We start from the raw sequence: 14,090 nt of genomic DNA on the forward strand, positions 1-14,090 counted from the left end.
TTCATGAGCAGACCAACACCCCCGACCCACAAGACCAAGCTGGCCCGCCCATAACGAAGCGCTGAAGCTCCGTGGCTCGCTGACCATCTGGTTCGACGCTTTCGATGACCTGGGAGGCCACCCCGATCGGCAAGCGCGGGCGGCAGCCCGACTAAAGCGACACCGCCATCCAGACCTGTCTGACGATCAAGGTGCTGTTCGCCATGGCGCTCAGGCACACGACCGGGTTCGTAGGGAGTCTGTTGCGGCTGATCTGCATGGACTGGGCCATGCCTGACTTCAGCGCTCCCAGCCGCCGCCAGAAGACCCTGAAGGTGAACATTTCTACCGCGGTTCGGACGGCCCGCTGCACCTGCTGATCGACAGCACCGGCATCAAGTTCGAGGGCGAAGGGGAATGGAACGCCCGCAAACATGGCGGCACGAAAAGGCGCGTCTGGCGCAAGATCCACATCGGGATCGACGAGAGTGAGGAGGATCGGGAAAGGCCCCGGTGGGGCGTTTCCGCGACGAACACTGGAGATCCGAGCCGCCGAGTTCACCACCAGCGACGTTGGGGACGCGCCCATGATGCCTGAGTTGCGGGACCAGATCCCGCTCGAACAGGAAACGCCACCGTCACAGCCGATGGCGCTTTCGACACTCCGCAAGTGTCGTGACGCCAGCGCCGCCCGAGGTGCCGCCGCGTTCGTCTTCGACAGGGCGTCCTCCGCCAAGCGGATCTTCGGCGCCGACGGAAACCGCCACGATCACCCAGGCGAGCCACGAACTGGGGTTTTCGCCGCGCTCACTTGTTGCTCGGGCACCTTGCGCATGAGATCAGGGCGACCAGAGGACGGCCGCAGGGACAAGGGAAGCCGGGTCCGGACCTGGGCCTCCGACTTTGCCGGGCAGTGAAGCAGCGGTGGTTGCGGGTATATCGTGGTCGTCGAAATCGCGTCTCCTCGTTTCCGCCTGGCCTTGCAGACGGTGCGATCGCCTCGGCAGCGGTTCAGGGTCTGCAGGCCGGTCTGGTGCCATGTCAGCGGCACGAGAAGGATTGGTCTATTTCCGGGTGCCCTCAGCCGTTTCTGCAGGACCTTTCAAGAGGACGCCGTGAGCTTTATCATCCCCATGTCTCAGGCAGGATGCGGATCCACAATGGGTGATGACGCGGGTGCACCTTTCATACGTGCAAGACAGATGCACGGCCGGACAACCGGCGCTCTTCAATGCGGGGATGGTCAGGAAGAGGCATACGGACACCGGACATGGCGCGGCCGGAATGGACATCGGCATCGTCGTCGACTGGCAGCAAAACGTAATTGGTGGAAAAGATGACCTTCACATCCGAAGACTTGCGTGCCAGCGTCGCCGCCGGATATCTGACCGAGATGCAGGCATCGGCTGTCGTTGCCCTTGCCCATGACCGAGCCGGACGGCGTATGGCGCTGCCGGCCGAGGACGAGCCTTTCGAGTTCTTCCGCGGCTTTGCCGAGATCTTCGTCGCGGTTGGTCTCGGAATCCTCTTCGCGGGAGTTGTCCTGCTCGAAGCTGTGCTCGGCGGCGGTGGCTGGGTCATGTTCATGGTGTCGGCAGCCTGCGCCGCCATGGCATGGGGAGGTGCCGAGTACTTCACGTTGAAGCGACGCATGACGCTGCCGAGCATCGTCCTCGTCTGCGTCTTTGGCGGCGCGATGTTCCTGCTGTCCGCCCCGCTGATGTTCCAGGCAGGAGACCATGGCGGGATCGTGCTGTCGGCTCTGGCGACGGCCGGCGCGCTCTTGTTGTGGTACGGGCGGTTTCGCCTGCCCTTCACCATGTTCGCGCTGGGCCTCGCGGTTCTTGTGGCGCTCTACGCGCTGACGGCGGGTTTTGCAGGTGCGGGGGGCATCTCGGCCGGCTTTCACAGTCTCGTCTTCGATCTCCAGAAAAGCCCGGTCTTTTCGATGACCACGCTGGTCTTCGGTCTCATGGCCTTCGCGGCGGGCATCTGGTTCGACAGCCGCGATCCCTATCGGCTTGGCCGCCATTCCGCGACCGGCTTCTGGCTGCACCTGCTGGCAGCCCCGGCACTGGTCAATACCGTCGCCATGACCCTGTTCAACATGGGCGGCGCCATTGGCGTCCTGGCGACCGCGGCCGCTCTCCTGGTCGTCACGGCGATCGCCCTGATCATCGACCGCCGCTCGTTCCTGACCGCCGGCATTGTCTACTTTGCGCTCGTCATCGCGTGGCTGGTGCAAGGAGGTCAACAGGTTGGCGGACCGGTCCACAAGGCGGTGGTCCTGCTTCTTCTCGGGATCCTCATAACGTCGCTCGGCACCTGGTGGACATCTTTGCGCGCCCAGTTGATGACCGCTCTGCCCGCCTTCCCCGGGAAGGAGCGCCTCCCTCCTTACGCGCGATCGGCATGACCCGGCCTGTTTCGTCGGGCACACTGCCACCGGATTTCGGGCAGGATCGCCCACCATGTGTCGCGGCGGTTCCACTCGACGACCGCATGGATCCGGGCGTCGCGCCAACCGGTTTCCGTAGATTGCCGGACTCTGCGCGTGACCCGCCCGAGATGTCCATTCACGAGCGTCGTTCCGTTGATGCAGATATTAAGGTCTCCTCCGGGTGAGGATCGGACAACCGGCGGCATGAAGGTCATCTGGCTGGCGACCGAGGTGCGACGCATTCCGGCCTCTGGGTCACGATCCGCGGCATGGCGCCGGCGATCAGCAGAGCCGGCAAGGTGTTCTCGGCCCAAAAAGCCATCGCGCTGCCGCTGAAAAGCGACGCCTTCCTCGAGAAGCGCAGCGGTGATCTCGCAAGGACGGTGATGCTCATCGAGCACGCAGCGGTCCGGCCGGAGCATGCGACGCACCGCATGGCCGAAGGAGTGCCCGGCGGGCTGGTGATCGGGCTGGTCTCCGACATGTCGAAGACCTTCGAGACGAGCAGGAAGGCGTGGCAGCCAACCCGAGAGGAGCTGGCAGCCTCCTTCGGTCTCGCGACCATGTTCGCGACGCCGGATGGTGATCTTCCGGGGCGGTCGTGCAGGCGGTCCTTCCACTGGAAGGCCCGCTTGTCCTCACGACCGCCCCGCAAGGACACCCAACCCTGGAAGCCCGGCACCGCCGGCGCGATCGCTCGCAACGAAATCCAGCGCACATCGAAGCGCGTCGGGAGGACCATCTGGCGACGATGGAGCGGATATTACCGCCGAAGCCGCGCCGAGACCAAGATGCATTGCGTCAAGCTGCTGGGGCAGCGCCTGTCAGCCCGGGACTTCGACCGTCAGGTCGCCGAGTTCCAGGTGCGCGTGGCCGCCCTTAACGGCTTCACAGCGCTCGGAACACCCGTCACAGAGTACGTGGGATAGGTCTGTCCGGGGACAGGGGAACTCCGGCCGTCACCAGATTTGTGCACAGAGCCCATCAAGCCGCCTGACGTAACCAGTGTGGGACATATGTGTACAAGAACGGGCCCCGACACCCTTATCCCTGCCACCTGAAAAGGCGCGGCAGGATGGCGGCGTGCGTGCGGAGGACGAAAGTTGAGCAGCCCTAAGGAAGTAAGGGACCTGCATGCCGTGCAACTGCTGCCAGGCCACACCAGGGTGGACGGAGCGGTTCGCCACCTCAGTGTCGACCTTGGGAATGCCCCTCTCGGAGAGCGTGGACCTGTGATGCGTCCGGCCGATGCCTGACGCGTCGGCCAGCCGGCAGCAGGTGGTCATCCACCACGCGGCACCGCTTTGGGACGTCGTTGAAGCGGGCAAACCCGTGGCCGTGCAGCCTTGGCTCTCACGCCGTGGGCACCGTTCCCCCGTCGATCACATATTCCGCCCCGGTGATGCTGCTCGCGCGGTCCGAGGCGAGGAAGGCGATGAGGCTGGCGATCTCATCAGGGGTGGACGGGCGGCCGAGAGGGATGCCGCCGAGCGAGGTCATGATCATGCGCTTGCCGCCCTCGAGATTGGTGCCCGCCTCGGCGGCCAGACGTTCGGCCAGCCGGAGCGAGGCCTCGGTCGCGATCCAGCCGGGCGCGACGCGCAGCACGCGCACCCCCTTGGGCGCCACTTCCTTTGACAGGCTCTTGCTGTAGGCCGACAGCGCGGCCTTGGCGGCAGCGTAGCCCGTGGTCGCCTCGGGCAGCGGCAGGAGGCGCTGGATTGACGTGACATGGACGATGACACCCGCCCCCTGCGCCACCATGCCGGGCAGCAGCGCGCGGTCGAGGCGGACGGCGGGCATGAGGTTCAGGTTCAGCTCCGCCTGCCATTCCGCCTCGCCCAGAGCGGCGAAGCCTCCGCCCGGCGCGGAGGATCCGCCAAGCATATGGACCATGATGTCCACCCCGCCGAAGCGGTCGCGCACCGTCGCGGCCACCGTCTCGCAGCCCTCAAGCGTCGTCAGGTCGGCGGGGACGAACATCTCCTCGGGAAGGTCGCCGGGGCGGTTGCGCGCGGAGGTCAAAACCTGCGCTCCGAGCTCGCGGAACAGCGCGAGCGTGGCCGCGCCCGCTCCCTGCGTCCCGCCGGTGATCAGGGCGCGCTTGCCCTGCAGCGTCAGGAACCCGGTCATCACCCGATCCTCAGATCGGTGATGCGGTTGCCCGAGAGGCCGAAGGTGAAGGTCAGCACCGCCGGACTGCCGGGGAAATCGCCGCTGACGCGCGCGCGGACCACGGTCTTGCCGTTGGCCTCGGTCACCTGCAGGGGTTCGGCGCGGTGGCGATAGGTCGCCTTTGCGGCCTGCCACCAGGCCTCGATCTCGGCGGGGCCGTGATGGCTTCTCGCTTCGTCGAGGACGATGGCTTCCGGGGCGAAGGCCGCGGCAAAGATCTCTCCATCCTGCGGGGCCTCGGCGGTGAAGTAGGTCTGGATCGCGGTGGGAAGGGTCATGGGATGCTCCTGTCTGGTGTGATCCCAGGATAGTCCTCGACGGACGGCGCGATAATCGGGATAGATCGGCATCTGGTGATGACAGGATCGGGACAATCATGGAGAGCGGATTGAAGGGACTGGAAGCGGTTCTGGCCATCGCGCGGAAGGGCTCGTTCCGTGCGGCGGCGCTGGATCTGGGCGTCTCGACCACCGCGCTCTCGCATACGATCGGGCGGCTCGAGGCCAGCCTCGGCGTGCGGCTCTTCCACCGCACCACCCGCAGCGTAGCGCTCACCGAGGCCGGGCGCGATTTCGTCGCCCGCATCGCCCCGGCGCTGACCGAGATCCGTGCGGCAATGGAGACGGTCCGGTCGCAGCGCGCCACGCCCTCGGGGATGCTGCGGATCAACGCCTCGGTGCAGGCGGGGCGGGCGGTGGCGCCGCTCGTGCTGGCCTTCCTGCGCCGCTACCCCGAGATGCGGGTCGATCTGGTGACCGAGGGGCGGCTGGTCGATATCGTGGCGGAAGGCTTCGATCTGGGCATCCGGCCCGCCGATCTGGTGCCGCGGGACATGATCGCGCTGCCGCTCGGCCGCCCCGCGCGCCATGCCGTGGTGGCGTCCCCCGCCTGGCTGGCCCGGCATCCGGAGCCTCACTCGCCCGCCGATCTGGATCCCGGACAGTGCCTCCGCGTGCGCCTGCCGAACGGCGCGCTGCTGCGCTGGCCCTTCGAGAAGGACGGGGTGCCGCTGCCCTTCGAAGCCAGGGGCCGCCTGACGGTGGACGAACCCGCCATCGCCCGCGCCGCAGTGCTGGACGGTGCCGGGATCGGGTATTTCATCGAAGCGGATGTGGCGGAGGATATCGCCGCCGGCCGCATGATCCGCCTGCTGGAGGAGTGGACGCCGGAACGGCCCGGCTTCAGCCTCTATTACTCCGGCCGCCGCAACCCCTCGGCGGGGTTCACCGCCTTCCTCGCCATGGTCCGCGAAGGGAGAGGGCATGACGCGGGAGGAGCGACGTGACATGCGCGTTTGTCCGGGTTCGCGTCCGAGGAATTGGTGATTTCATAGCCGCCAGCGGTGTGATCCCGGGTCGCCATCGAGGTGGGGCTTGGCGACTTCAACCACGGACCTTACGGCGACCCCGATGACCAAGACGAACATGGACTGTCCGAGCTTCTGGCCAAGCAGGACCAGGGCCTTGCGACCCACCTCAAGGTGTGCCAGCGCAGTCGCATCGTGCCGGTCGCGGCGATGATAGCCGTGGCCGCCAATACCGCAGGGCGCCGGGAGATCATCGGCCCGTCCGAAGCCGAGACCTTCCGGACCGGGTTCCCGCGATCGCTGGGGTCCACCTCTTCAGCGGTCGAGAGCTTCTTCAGGGTCGCTCCGCTGGCCCTTGCCGGGTGACGGCGTCCCGGGACCTCCCGCGGAACAGCTTCAGGACAAGGTGTTCGAGATCGTCGATGAAGGTATACATCACCGGGATCACGAGCAGACTGAGGAAGGTCGAGGTGACGAGACCGCCGATCACGACCGTGGCCATGGGCCGGCGGAAACTCGGATCCCCCTCCACCAGGCTGAGGGCCGCGGGCAGCATGCCGGCCGCCATCGCGACTGTGGTCATGATGATCGGACGCGCCCGCTTGTGGCAGGCATCGACCAGCGCCTCGAACCGGGTCATGCCGTGGCGCCTGATTTCGATGGCGTATTCGACCAGCAGGATCGAGTTCTTCGACACGATGCCCATCAGAAGGAGGAGCCCGATGACCGCCGGCATCGAGAAACTCGTGCCGGTGACGACGAGCGGAAAGAGCGCCCCGCCTAGCGCCAGTGGCAATGCCATCAGGATCGTGACCGGCTGCAGAAAGTCGTGGAACAGCAGCACAAGCACCGCGTAGACGCAGAAGATGCCGATCGCCATCGCCGTCCCGAAGCTGGAGAAGAGCTCTGATTGCCGTTTCAGATCCCCCTGCTCCACGAAATGCACGCCCGACGGCAGGTTCCGGTAGGCATCGAGCTGGCGAGCCTCGGCCATGACCTCGGACAGGTTCCGACCGTTGAGCTCCAGCGTGACGGTGACGTTCCGCGACCGGTCGAGACGGTTGATCTCCGATGGTGATGACCCGATGGAGACCTCGGCTATGGCGCCGAGCGTGACGTTGTCATCTGTGCCCGCGACGGGGATCATCTCGATCTCGTCGATGGATTGGCGCGCGGACTGGTCGAGCAGCACACGGATCGGGACCTGTCGTTCGGGCAAATTGAGTTGCGACAGTGCGGAATCGTAGGCACCGGCGGTCGCCACTCGGATCGTGTCGGAGATCTCGGTCGAGGTCACGCCGTAGGAGGCCGCCCGCGCAAGGTCCGGCGTAATGACGATCTCGGGCGACTGGAGCGCGGCGGAGGAGGTGACGTTGCCGATGCCCTTGATGTGAGCGCGGACGTCGTCCTCGAGCGCGGCGGCGGCCTCCTGCAGGAGCTCCGAGTTGTCGCCGGCGAGCGTCAGCTGAAGCTCGGTGCCGTTGCCACCCGAGCCGACCTCGATCCTGGCGCCCGCGACATCGGCGACGGCCTCGCGGATGCGGGCCTCGATCCAGGTCTGGCTGACGTCCCGGTCGTCGATGTTGGTGAGATCCGCAACGATGGTGGCCGAGGTCACGGAGCTGGTGTTGCCGCCGCCGTCCGGCCCGTCGCCGGTCGAGGCGGTGCCGGTCACCTGGAACACGCCGGTGACGTGCTCGACCCGCGCGACCGCGGCGGCCGCCCGGCGCGCGATCTCATTGGTCTCGTCGATGCTCGTGCCCGGTGGCGTGGTGATGCTGACCTGGGTCTGGCTGTTGTCCGAAGCAGGAAAGAAACCGGTCGAAAGCTGCCCGAGAAGAAGGACGGTCGCCATGAAAAAGGCCATCACGCCAACAACCGGAAGCCACCGATGCTTCAGGGCGCCCCGGATCGTGGCCAGGTACTGGCGCATCGCCCAGCCGTCGGCTTTCGTCGCTTCGGCCTTGGTCCTCATCATGTAGGCCGCCATCATCGGCGTCAGGAACCGCGCGACGAGCAGCGAGCAGAAGACCGCGACCGAGGCGGTAATGCCGAACTGCTTGAAGATTATTCCGACGATTCCGCCCATGAAGGCCGTCGGCAGGAAGACGGCGATCAAGGTGAAGGTCGTGGCGATCACCGCGAGGCCGATCTCGTCCGCCGCCTCCATTGCCGCATCATATGCCTTCTTGCCCATATGCATGTGCCGCTCGATGTTCTCGACCTCGACGATGGCGTCATCCACCAGAATGCCGACCACGAGCGACAGGGCGAGCAGGGTGACGGTGTTGAGGGAATATCCCAGCAGGTCCATGACAAGGAATGTCGGGATCACCGAGAGCGGCAGCGCAATTGCGGCAAGCAGCGTCGCGCGCCAGTCGAACAGGAACAGGAACACCACCAGCACGGCGATGGCCGCGCCCTCGTAAAGCATGTCCATCGAGGCGTGGTAGTTCTGTTCTGTTGGCAGGATGGTCGTATAGGCCTGCCTGATCGTGACCTGGGGGTTCTCAGCGGCAAAGGCCTCGACTGCCTCCTGCACCTTCTCGGTCACCTCCAGGTCGGAATAGCCCTTGAGCCGCTTGATCTGCGCCGCGATCACCGGCTGACCGTCCTGGTAGGCCAGCGAGGACAGATCGGAATGGGTGTCCGTCACGATGCCCAGCTCGTCGAGGCGCACCCAGCTGCCGGTCGGCAGGGGAATGGGAGTCGCCCGCAGGTCTTCCACGCTGTCGGCCGCGGCGAGCACGCGCACGGATTGCGAAGCGCCGCCGACGTCCGCCTGGCCGCCGGACAGGTCGCGCTGCACCTCCTCAAGCCGCGCGTTCACGTCCGACGGGCTGAGGCCGAGGCCGTTCAGCAGATCCGGGTTGAGGTCCACCCTGATCTCGCGGTCGATGCCGCCCAGCCGGCCCACCTCGCCGACGCCCTCGACCGCCATCAGCGCGCGCTCGAGGTCGTTGTCGATGAACCAGGACAGTTCGGCATCGTCCAGCTTGTCCGAACTGACGACATAGGTGACGAGGGGCGAGCTGCCGATATCGCTCTTGGAGACGGTGGGCGCGTCCATGTCCGTGGGAAGATCGCTCTGGGCCTGGTCGACAGCGTTCTGAACCTCGTCGAGCGCGACCTGCACGTCCTTGCCGACCTGAAAGGCGACAGAGATCGAAACGGAGCCGTCGGTGATGGTCGTCGTGACGGAGTCGAGCTTGTCGAGCCCGGTCAGCTGGTCCTCGATCTTGCGCGCGACCTCGGTTTCGAGCTGGGCTGCGGCCGCTCCGTCGAGCGAGGCCGAGATCGAGATCGTCGGCAGGTCCATGTCTGGAAAGTTCTGAACATCCAGCCGCTGGAACGCCATGAGCCCGGTGACGGTAATCAGGATGAAGGCGAGGATCGGCGGAACCGGGTTGCGGATGGCCCATGCGGAGAAGTTCATTGCCCGGCCTCTTTGTCTGTGGCGACCCCGGTCGCCTCTTCGGGGGCTACCCGCACGCGCGTTCCGTCCGACAGGAAGGCGCCACCTGAGCGGACGACATCGGCATCCACCGGAAGATCGCTCATGATCTCAACGCGGTCGTCCTGACGCCGTCCGGTCTCGACCCGGCGGCGGTTGACGGTCGTCGGGGCGCCTTCGTTCAGGACGAAGACGTAGGAAAATCCGTCCTGCAGCACGACGGCCGAGGACGGGACGCTCAGTGCCTCGCGCTCTCCGGTGACGAAGACGCCGCTGACCATGATCCCCGTCTTGGGCTGCGGTCCCTCCTTGGGCTGGTCGAGCGCAACGTAGACAATGACGCGGCCGTTGGTTTCCGAAACTGACGGTGCGACTTGACGGACGCGGCCCTGGATCGCGCCGATCGGGGTCGGGATGCGGACCTGCGTGCCGACCTCGATCTGGCGCAGCTTGTTCAGCGGTACCTCGGCCTGCCACTCGACCCGCCCGTCGCGGATCATGCGGAACAGCTCCGCTCCCGCGGTCACCACATCGCCAATGGCAGCATTCGCTTCCGAGATCACGCCGTCGCTCACCGCGACGATCCGCGTCCGGTCGAGGTCCAGCCGTGCTGAAGAGAGCGCCGCCTCGGCCGAGGCGACGTCGGACTTGGCCTTGCGCTCGGCTATGAGGTATTCCGAGATCTGCTGCTGCGAGATCGACCCGCCCCCTTCAAGTCGCCGCGCCCGATCGGCATCTGCGGAGGCCTGCTCCAGCTGCGCCTTGGCGCTGTCAAGCGAGGCCTCGAGCTGCTCGATGTCGTTCTCAAGGGTCTTGCGGGACAGCGAGGCCAGAAGATCGCCCTTCTTCACCGTATCACCGACATCGACATTCACCTCCTCGATCCGCTGGCCACCGACCTCGGCGGAGATCACCGCCTCGCGCCAGGCCGCAAGCCAGCCGCTGGCGTGGACTTCCACCGGCCAGCTGGCCAGTTCGGGGGTGACGACCTCCACGGTCAATGCCGTGGTGGCCGGAACCTCTGCCGTCTGCGTCGTCTCGCTGGCCGCCGACGCGTCCTCGTCCGGACGTATGAGGGTCATTGCGCTGACGATCCCAAGAAGGCCGGCAAGGAGCACGCCGATCATGATGAAGGTACGGGCTTTCGGCATCTCAGGCTCCATTCGTTGTCTGCGTGCGACCGGACCAGCCGCCACCGACAGCCTTGTAAAGCGCGATCCATTGGCGAAGCAGGTTCTCGCGCTGGGTGATGCGGGTGATCAGCGCGGATTGCACCTGCCGGCGGGCATCTTCCCGGTCGAGCAGCGTCGCGCCCCCGGCCTCCCAGTCGTTGTCGATCGCGTCGAAATAGTCCTGGTATTCGGCCACGAGCGTGCCCGCATTCGACAGGTTCTTCTCGCTGGCTGCGAGCCGGGTCAGGGCCTCCTCCACCTCGCCGACGGCGGTGAAGACGGTAGCGCGATAGCTTTCCGCGGAGGCAAGCGCCTCTGCATTGGCCGATCTCACCGCGGCACGGCGACGGCCGCCATCGAAGATCGGCAGCGACAGCGCCGGGCCGAAGCTCCAGCTCGAGGCATCCGTCGCCGTTACCGTTCCGCCCAGGGTCAGCGAGGGATACAGATCTGCCTTGGCCACATCGACATCGAGAAGAGTTGCCGAGAAGTCGAGCTCGGCCGCCACGACATCCGGGCGCTGGCGCAGCAGGTCGGCAGGCACCGACGACACCTTGAACGGCCGTGCGGAGGGCAGGCCGCCGCCCGAGGCGAGGATCGCCCGCCCCTCGGCCTGCGGAATGCCGGCCGCCGTTGCGATGGTCTGCGCGATCACGGTGCAGTCGGCCTTCTGTGTCTCGAGTGAAATTCGCGCGCTGGCGACATTCGCGCGCGCGAGCGACCGGTCCGCCGTGGCGCTCATGCCCGCCGCGACAAGGTCCTCCGTCGATCGAAGCGTCTGGATCTGGGAGGTCACGGCATCGCGATACACGTCCTCGACCATCCGGCAGGCCCGATACCGGACGTAGCCGTCTGCGATCTCGGCTGCGAGCGAGACATAGGCCCCAGCGAAGGAGGCTTCTTCCGACCTGGCGCGCAGGGTGTCGGCCTTGGTCGCGTCGCGGGCCCGTCCGAAGAGATCGACCTCCCAGCTGGCATCGACGAGACCCGTCCGGGACGTGATGCGCGAAGTCTCTTCGCCGCCGCTTACGGTCGCCGAGACTTCGCCCGTCACGCTCGGGTAGAGGTCGGCACCCGTCTGCCCGGCCGTCGCCCGCGCCGCCAGCACATTGGCCGCCGCCGTCTTCAGATCGGGGCTCGAATTGCGGGCCAGCGTCAGAAGCCGGGTCAGTTGCGGGTCGCCCACCTGCGACCACCACCCCAGGTCAAGCGTCGCGGAGGCCTCCGGCGTTGCTGTCCCGTAGTGCCGTGACACCGCGGCCGCGGCATCCGGCTCGATGGTGGCCACGCCGCAGGCCGCGAGCGCGACGGCCGGAAGAAGGACGATGAACCGCATGAAGATCCTCGGTGGTTACCGCGCCCTTCTGCCCTGCCCCAATGTAAAATTGTATTAAGATTTGGGTAATAAACGTAAAAACCATCCCAACAGACCGGAAACGCGGTATGGCTCCGGCCACAAGACACGGGAGGCCCCGATGACTTCGGTCCTTTTGATTGATGACGACGCGGAACTGACCGCGCTTCTGGCTGAGTATCTCGAACAGGAGGGCTTCGAGGTGTCCGTGGCCCATGACGGCGAGCGGGCGCTTGGTCGCATTGTGGAGGCACGGGCCGAGATCGTCGTGCTCGACATCATGATGCCAAAGGTCGACGGGCTCGAGGTGCTGCGCCGCATCCGCAACGAAAGCACCATCCCGGTGCTGATGCTCACTGCGCGCGGTGACGAGGTCGACCGGGTCTCGGGCCTCGATCTGGGCGCCGACGATTACCTTGCCAAGCCCTGCTCTCCCCGCGAACTCTCGGCACGGCTCCGCGCGATCCTGCGCCGGGCGCGGGGCACGCCCTCGAAGGCCGGAGACGGGGTGACCCGCGGCCCGCTCCGGATGGACGGAATGCGCCGCACCGCCTCCTGGCGAGGGCAGGAACTCAGGCTCACCGGGATCGAATTCAACCTTCTGGAGGTTCTGGCCGGAGACCAGGGGCGTCCGGTATCGCGCGCAGATCTGTCGCTTCGCGGCCTTGGCAGGCCGCTGGCCCGCTACGACAGATCCATCGACGTGCATATCTCTTCCATCCGCCAGAAGCTCGGCACCTTCGCGGACGGCCGCTCGCCGATCATGAACGTCAGGGGTATCGGTTACCTTTTCGTGGAGGAATAAGCCCGTGACGCTTCGCTTCTTTGCCGTGATCTGGGGAGCGCTTCTGGTGACCCTCGTTCTCTTCGGGCTGGCTATCGCCACGCTGGACTGGGGGCCGCCCGAGGAGGCGCAACGCAGATTCGAATGGCGTGTCCTCTCGCGCCAGATGGCCCACCTGGTTGAGGTCGAAGGGGTCGCGACCGCGCTCTCCATCTGGGCCGACCTCGCGCCGGCGCACGAGGATTTCATGGTTGCGGCCGATCCCTCATGTCTGGCCGACGGGGTCCTGCGGGACGAGGCCGGCAGGTGTTTGTTCATCCGCGACGAGCGGGCCTCTCGCAGCTTTGCGGAACTGGCGAAGTTCGAACCGATGCTCACCCCGCTCGCCCTCGGCGCGGTGATCTCCTCCATCGCGGCCATCCTGCTGTCGCAATGGCTGGCGCGCCCGATCCGCATCGTGAGCCGAGGTCTCAAGACACTCGCCGGCGGAGACCTGAGCGCGCGGCTACGTCAGGATCTGCGCACCTCCAACAGCGAACTCCTGGAGCTCGGCGCCGCCTTCGATCACGCCGCCGCACGTCTTCAGGAGCTGTCGGAGGGACGCCAACGGCTGTTTCACGACATCTCGCACGAGATACGCTCGCCGCTGGCCCGGCTCCGCGCCGCCGTGGAGCTCATCGAGTCCGATCCGCGCCGCTGTGCCTCCATGCTGAGCCAGATGGAAACCGACATCCGTCGGCTCGACCAGCTCATAGAAGAGATCCTGACTCTGGCGCGCTACGAAAGGGCCGAGGCCCCGCTACGGATCGAAACGATCGACCTGGTCGAGCTGATCGAACCGATCGTGGCCGATGCCGCCTTCGAGGGCCACGACCGCAGTGTGAGTGTCGAGATCGAGGGCGCGGAGACCCTTCCGATCAGGGGCGACGCCGAGCTTCTCTACCGGAGCTTCGAGAACATCATTCGGAATGCGCTCAAGTACTCAACTGAACACGGCAGGATCGTCGTGCGGGTGGTCCGCGCCAACGACAGCGCGATAATAGAGGTGGAGGATGAAGGTCCCGGCGTCGCCGAGGAAGATCTTCCCCGGCTGTTCACGCCATTCGTTCGCGTCGGACCGCCGAACGAAACCGCGGGCGTCGGGCTGGGGCTTGCCATAGCATACCGGGCCATTGCTCTGCATGGTGGCCAGGTGACGGCGGCCAATCGACCCGGCGGAGGTCTGGCCATGATCGTGAGCCTTCCTTTCGAGTATGCCGGCACCGGCCTGCCCGCGGCAGAGGGGCCTTCCATCCCGACTTTCCAGACAAATTCCGTCGCCTGACTCTTGAGGTCTCTGACCGATGAAAATGGAACCCCAGGCAGCCGAGAGGCGGTCGCGTCGAGGCGCGCAGGCGGGTCTCGTGCAGACAGAGCGAGCGAATAC

At 66.2% G+C, this 14,090-nt stretch carries 9 protein-coding genes and 3 pseudogenes; 7 read left to right on the forward strand and 5 right to left on the reverse strand.

All coding sequences use genetic code 11. The annotated features are described in order from the left end of the window. Positions 1-3: 3 nt before the first annotated feature. From ACTVZP_RS13110 to ACTVZP_RS13120, 3 genes and pseudogenes are all read left to right on the forward strand, one after another. Positions 4-710: pseudogene (locus ACTVZP_RS13110) on the forward strand (IS5 family transposase); the annotation flags it as partial. A gap of 605 nt (positions 711-1,315) precedes the next feature. After that, complete coding sequence (locus ACTVZP_RS13115) at positions 1,316-2,395, forward strand: hypothetical protein (RefSeq protein WP_443212590.1); 1,080 nt, start codon at positions 1,316-1,318, stop codon at positions 2,393-2,395. A 665-nt stretch (positions 2,396-3,060) separates the two neighbouring features. Continuing rightward, positions 3,061-3,348: pseudogene (locus tag ACTVZP_RS13120) on the forward strand (IS5/IS1182 family transposase); the annotation flags it as partial. Positions 3,349-3,772: 424 nt separating this feature from the next. Here ACTVZP_RS13120 and ACTVZP_RS13125 read toward each other — a convergent pair. Together ACTVZP_RS13125 and ACTVZP_RS13130 are read right to left on the reverse strand one after the other, a co-directional pair. Continuing rightward, complete coding sequence (locus tag ACTVZP_RS13125) at positions 3,773-4,552, reverse strand: SDR family oxidoreductase (protein WP_443212591.1); 780 nt, start codon at positions 4,550-4,552, stop codon at positions 3,773-3,775. Next, on the reverse strand, positions 4,552-4,872 hold the full coding sequence (locus ACTVZP_RS13130; RefSeq protein WP_443212592.1) for a nuclear transport factor 2 family protein: 321 nt from the start codon (positions 4,870-4,872) through the stop codon (positions 4,552-4,554). Before ACTVZP_RS13130 ends, ACTVZP_RS13125 begins: the two co-directional genes overlap by 1 nt. Positions 4,873-4,970: 98 nt before the next feature. Here ACTVZP_RS13130 and ACTVZP_RS13135 point away from each other — a divergent pair, with 98 nt between their 5' ends. After that, positions 4,971-5,879: a LysR substrate-binding domain-containing protein gene (locus ACTVZP_RS13135; RefSeq protein WP_443212593.1), complete on the forward strand. Its 909-nt coding sequence runs from the start codon at positions 4,971-4,973 to the stop codon at positions 5,877-5,879. A gap of 180 nt (positions 5,880-6,059) precedes the next feature. Then, positions 6,060-6,203 (forward strand): annotated as a pseudogene (locus ACTVZP_RS13140) (IS256 family transposase); the annotation flags it as partial. Between the two features lie 31 nt (positions 6,204-6,234). On the opposite strand, the gene ACTVZP_RS13145 reads toward ACTVZP_RS13140, so the two are convergent. Genes ACTVZP_RS13145 through ACTVZP_RS13155 form a run of 3 tightly spaced genes read right to left on the reverse strand, consistent with a single transcriptional unit; the run spans position 6,235 to position 11,862 of the window. Next, positions 6,235-9,336, reverse strand: coding sequence for an efflux RND transporter permease subunit (locus ACTVZP_RS13145; protein ID WP_443212594.1), 3,102 nt, complete (start codon positions 9,334-9,336; stop codon positions 6,235-6,237). Beyond that, entirely contained in the window at positions 9,333-10,505 is a 1,173-nt protein-coding gene (locus ACTVZP_RS13150) for an efflux RND transporter periplasmic adaptor subunit (RefSeq protein WP_443212595.1), read from the reverse strand. The genes ACTVZP_RS13145 and ACTVZP_RS13150 overlap by 4 nt, the downstream gene beginning before the upstream one ends. A gap of 1 nt (position 10,506) precedes the next feature. After that, positions 10,507-11,862, reverse strand: coding sequence for an efflux transporter outer membrane subunit (locus ACTVZP_RS13155; RefSeq protein ID WP_443212596.1), 1,356 nt, complete (start codon positions 11,860-11,862; stop codon positions 10,507-10,509). Between the two features lie 139 nt (positions 11,863-12,001). Between ACTVZP_RS13155 and ACTVZP_RS13160 the strand changes: the two genes are divergently transcribed. Both ACTVZP_RS13160 and ACTVZP_RS13165 read left to right on the forward strand, forming a co-directional pair. Then, a complete protein-coding gene (locus tag ACTVZP_RS13160; protein WP_443212597.1) occupies positions 12,002-12,685 on the forward strand; it encodes a response regulator in 684 nt (227 codons plus the stop codon). A gap of 4 nt (positions 12,686-12,689) precedes the next feature. Continuing rightward, positions 12,690-13,988, forward strand: coding sequence for a HAMP domain-containing sensor histidine kinase (locus ACTVZP_RS13165; RefSeq protein ID WP_443212598.1), 1,299 nt, complete (start codon positions 12,690-12,692; stop codon positions 13,986-13,988). Positions 13,989-14,090 lie beyond the last annotated feature (102 nt).

It is taken from the genome of Rhodobacter sp. NSM (assembly GCF_052244495.1).
Taxonomy (GTDB): Bacteria; Pseudomonadota; Alphaproteobacteria; order Rhodobacterales; family Rhodobacteraceae; genus Cereibacter_A.

Excerpts from the sequence above, each read along its gene's own strand:
- ACTVZP_RS13115 (WP_443212590.1), top strand. The coding sequence starts at position 1,316 with ATGACCTTCACATCCGAAGACTTGCGTGCCAGCGTCGCCGCCGGATAT.
- ACTVZP_RS13145 (WP_443212594.1), bottom strand. The coding sequence starts at position 9,336 with ATGAACTTCTCCGCATGGGCCATCCGCAACCCGGTTCCGCCGATCCTC.
- ACTVZP_RS13150 (WP_443212595.1), bottom strand. The coding sequence starts at position 10,505 with ATGCCGAAAGCCCGTACCTTCATCATGATCGGCGTGCTCCTTGCCGGC.
- ACTVZP_RS13135 (WP_443212593.1), top strand. The coding sequence starts at position 4,971 with ATGGAGAGCGGATTGAAGGGACTGGAAGCGGTTCTGGCCATCGCGCGG.
- ACTVZP_RS13130 (WP_443212592.1), bottom strand. The coding sequence starts at position 4,872 with ATGACCCTTCCCACCGCGATCCAGACCTACTTCACCGCCGAGGCCCCG.
- ACTVZP_RS13160 (WP_443212597.1), top strand. The coding sequence starts at position 12,002 with ATGACTTCGGTCCTTTTGATTGATGACGACGCGGAACTGACCGCGCTT.
- ACTVZP_RS13125 (WP_443212591.1), bottom strand. The coding sequence starts at position 4,552 with ATGACCGGGTTCCTGACGCTGCAGGGCAAGCGCGCCCTGATCACCGGC.
- ACTVZP_RS13155 (WP_443212596.1), bottom strand. The coding sequence starts at position 11,862 with ATGCGGTTCATCGTCCTTCTTCCGGCCGTCGCGCTCGCGGCCTGCGGC.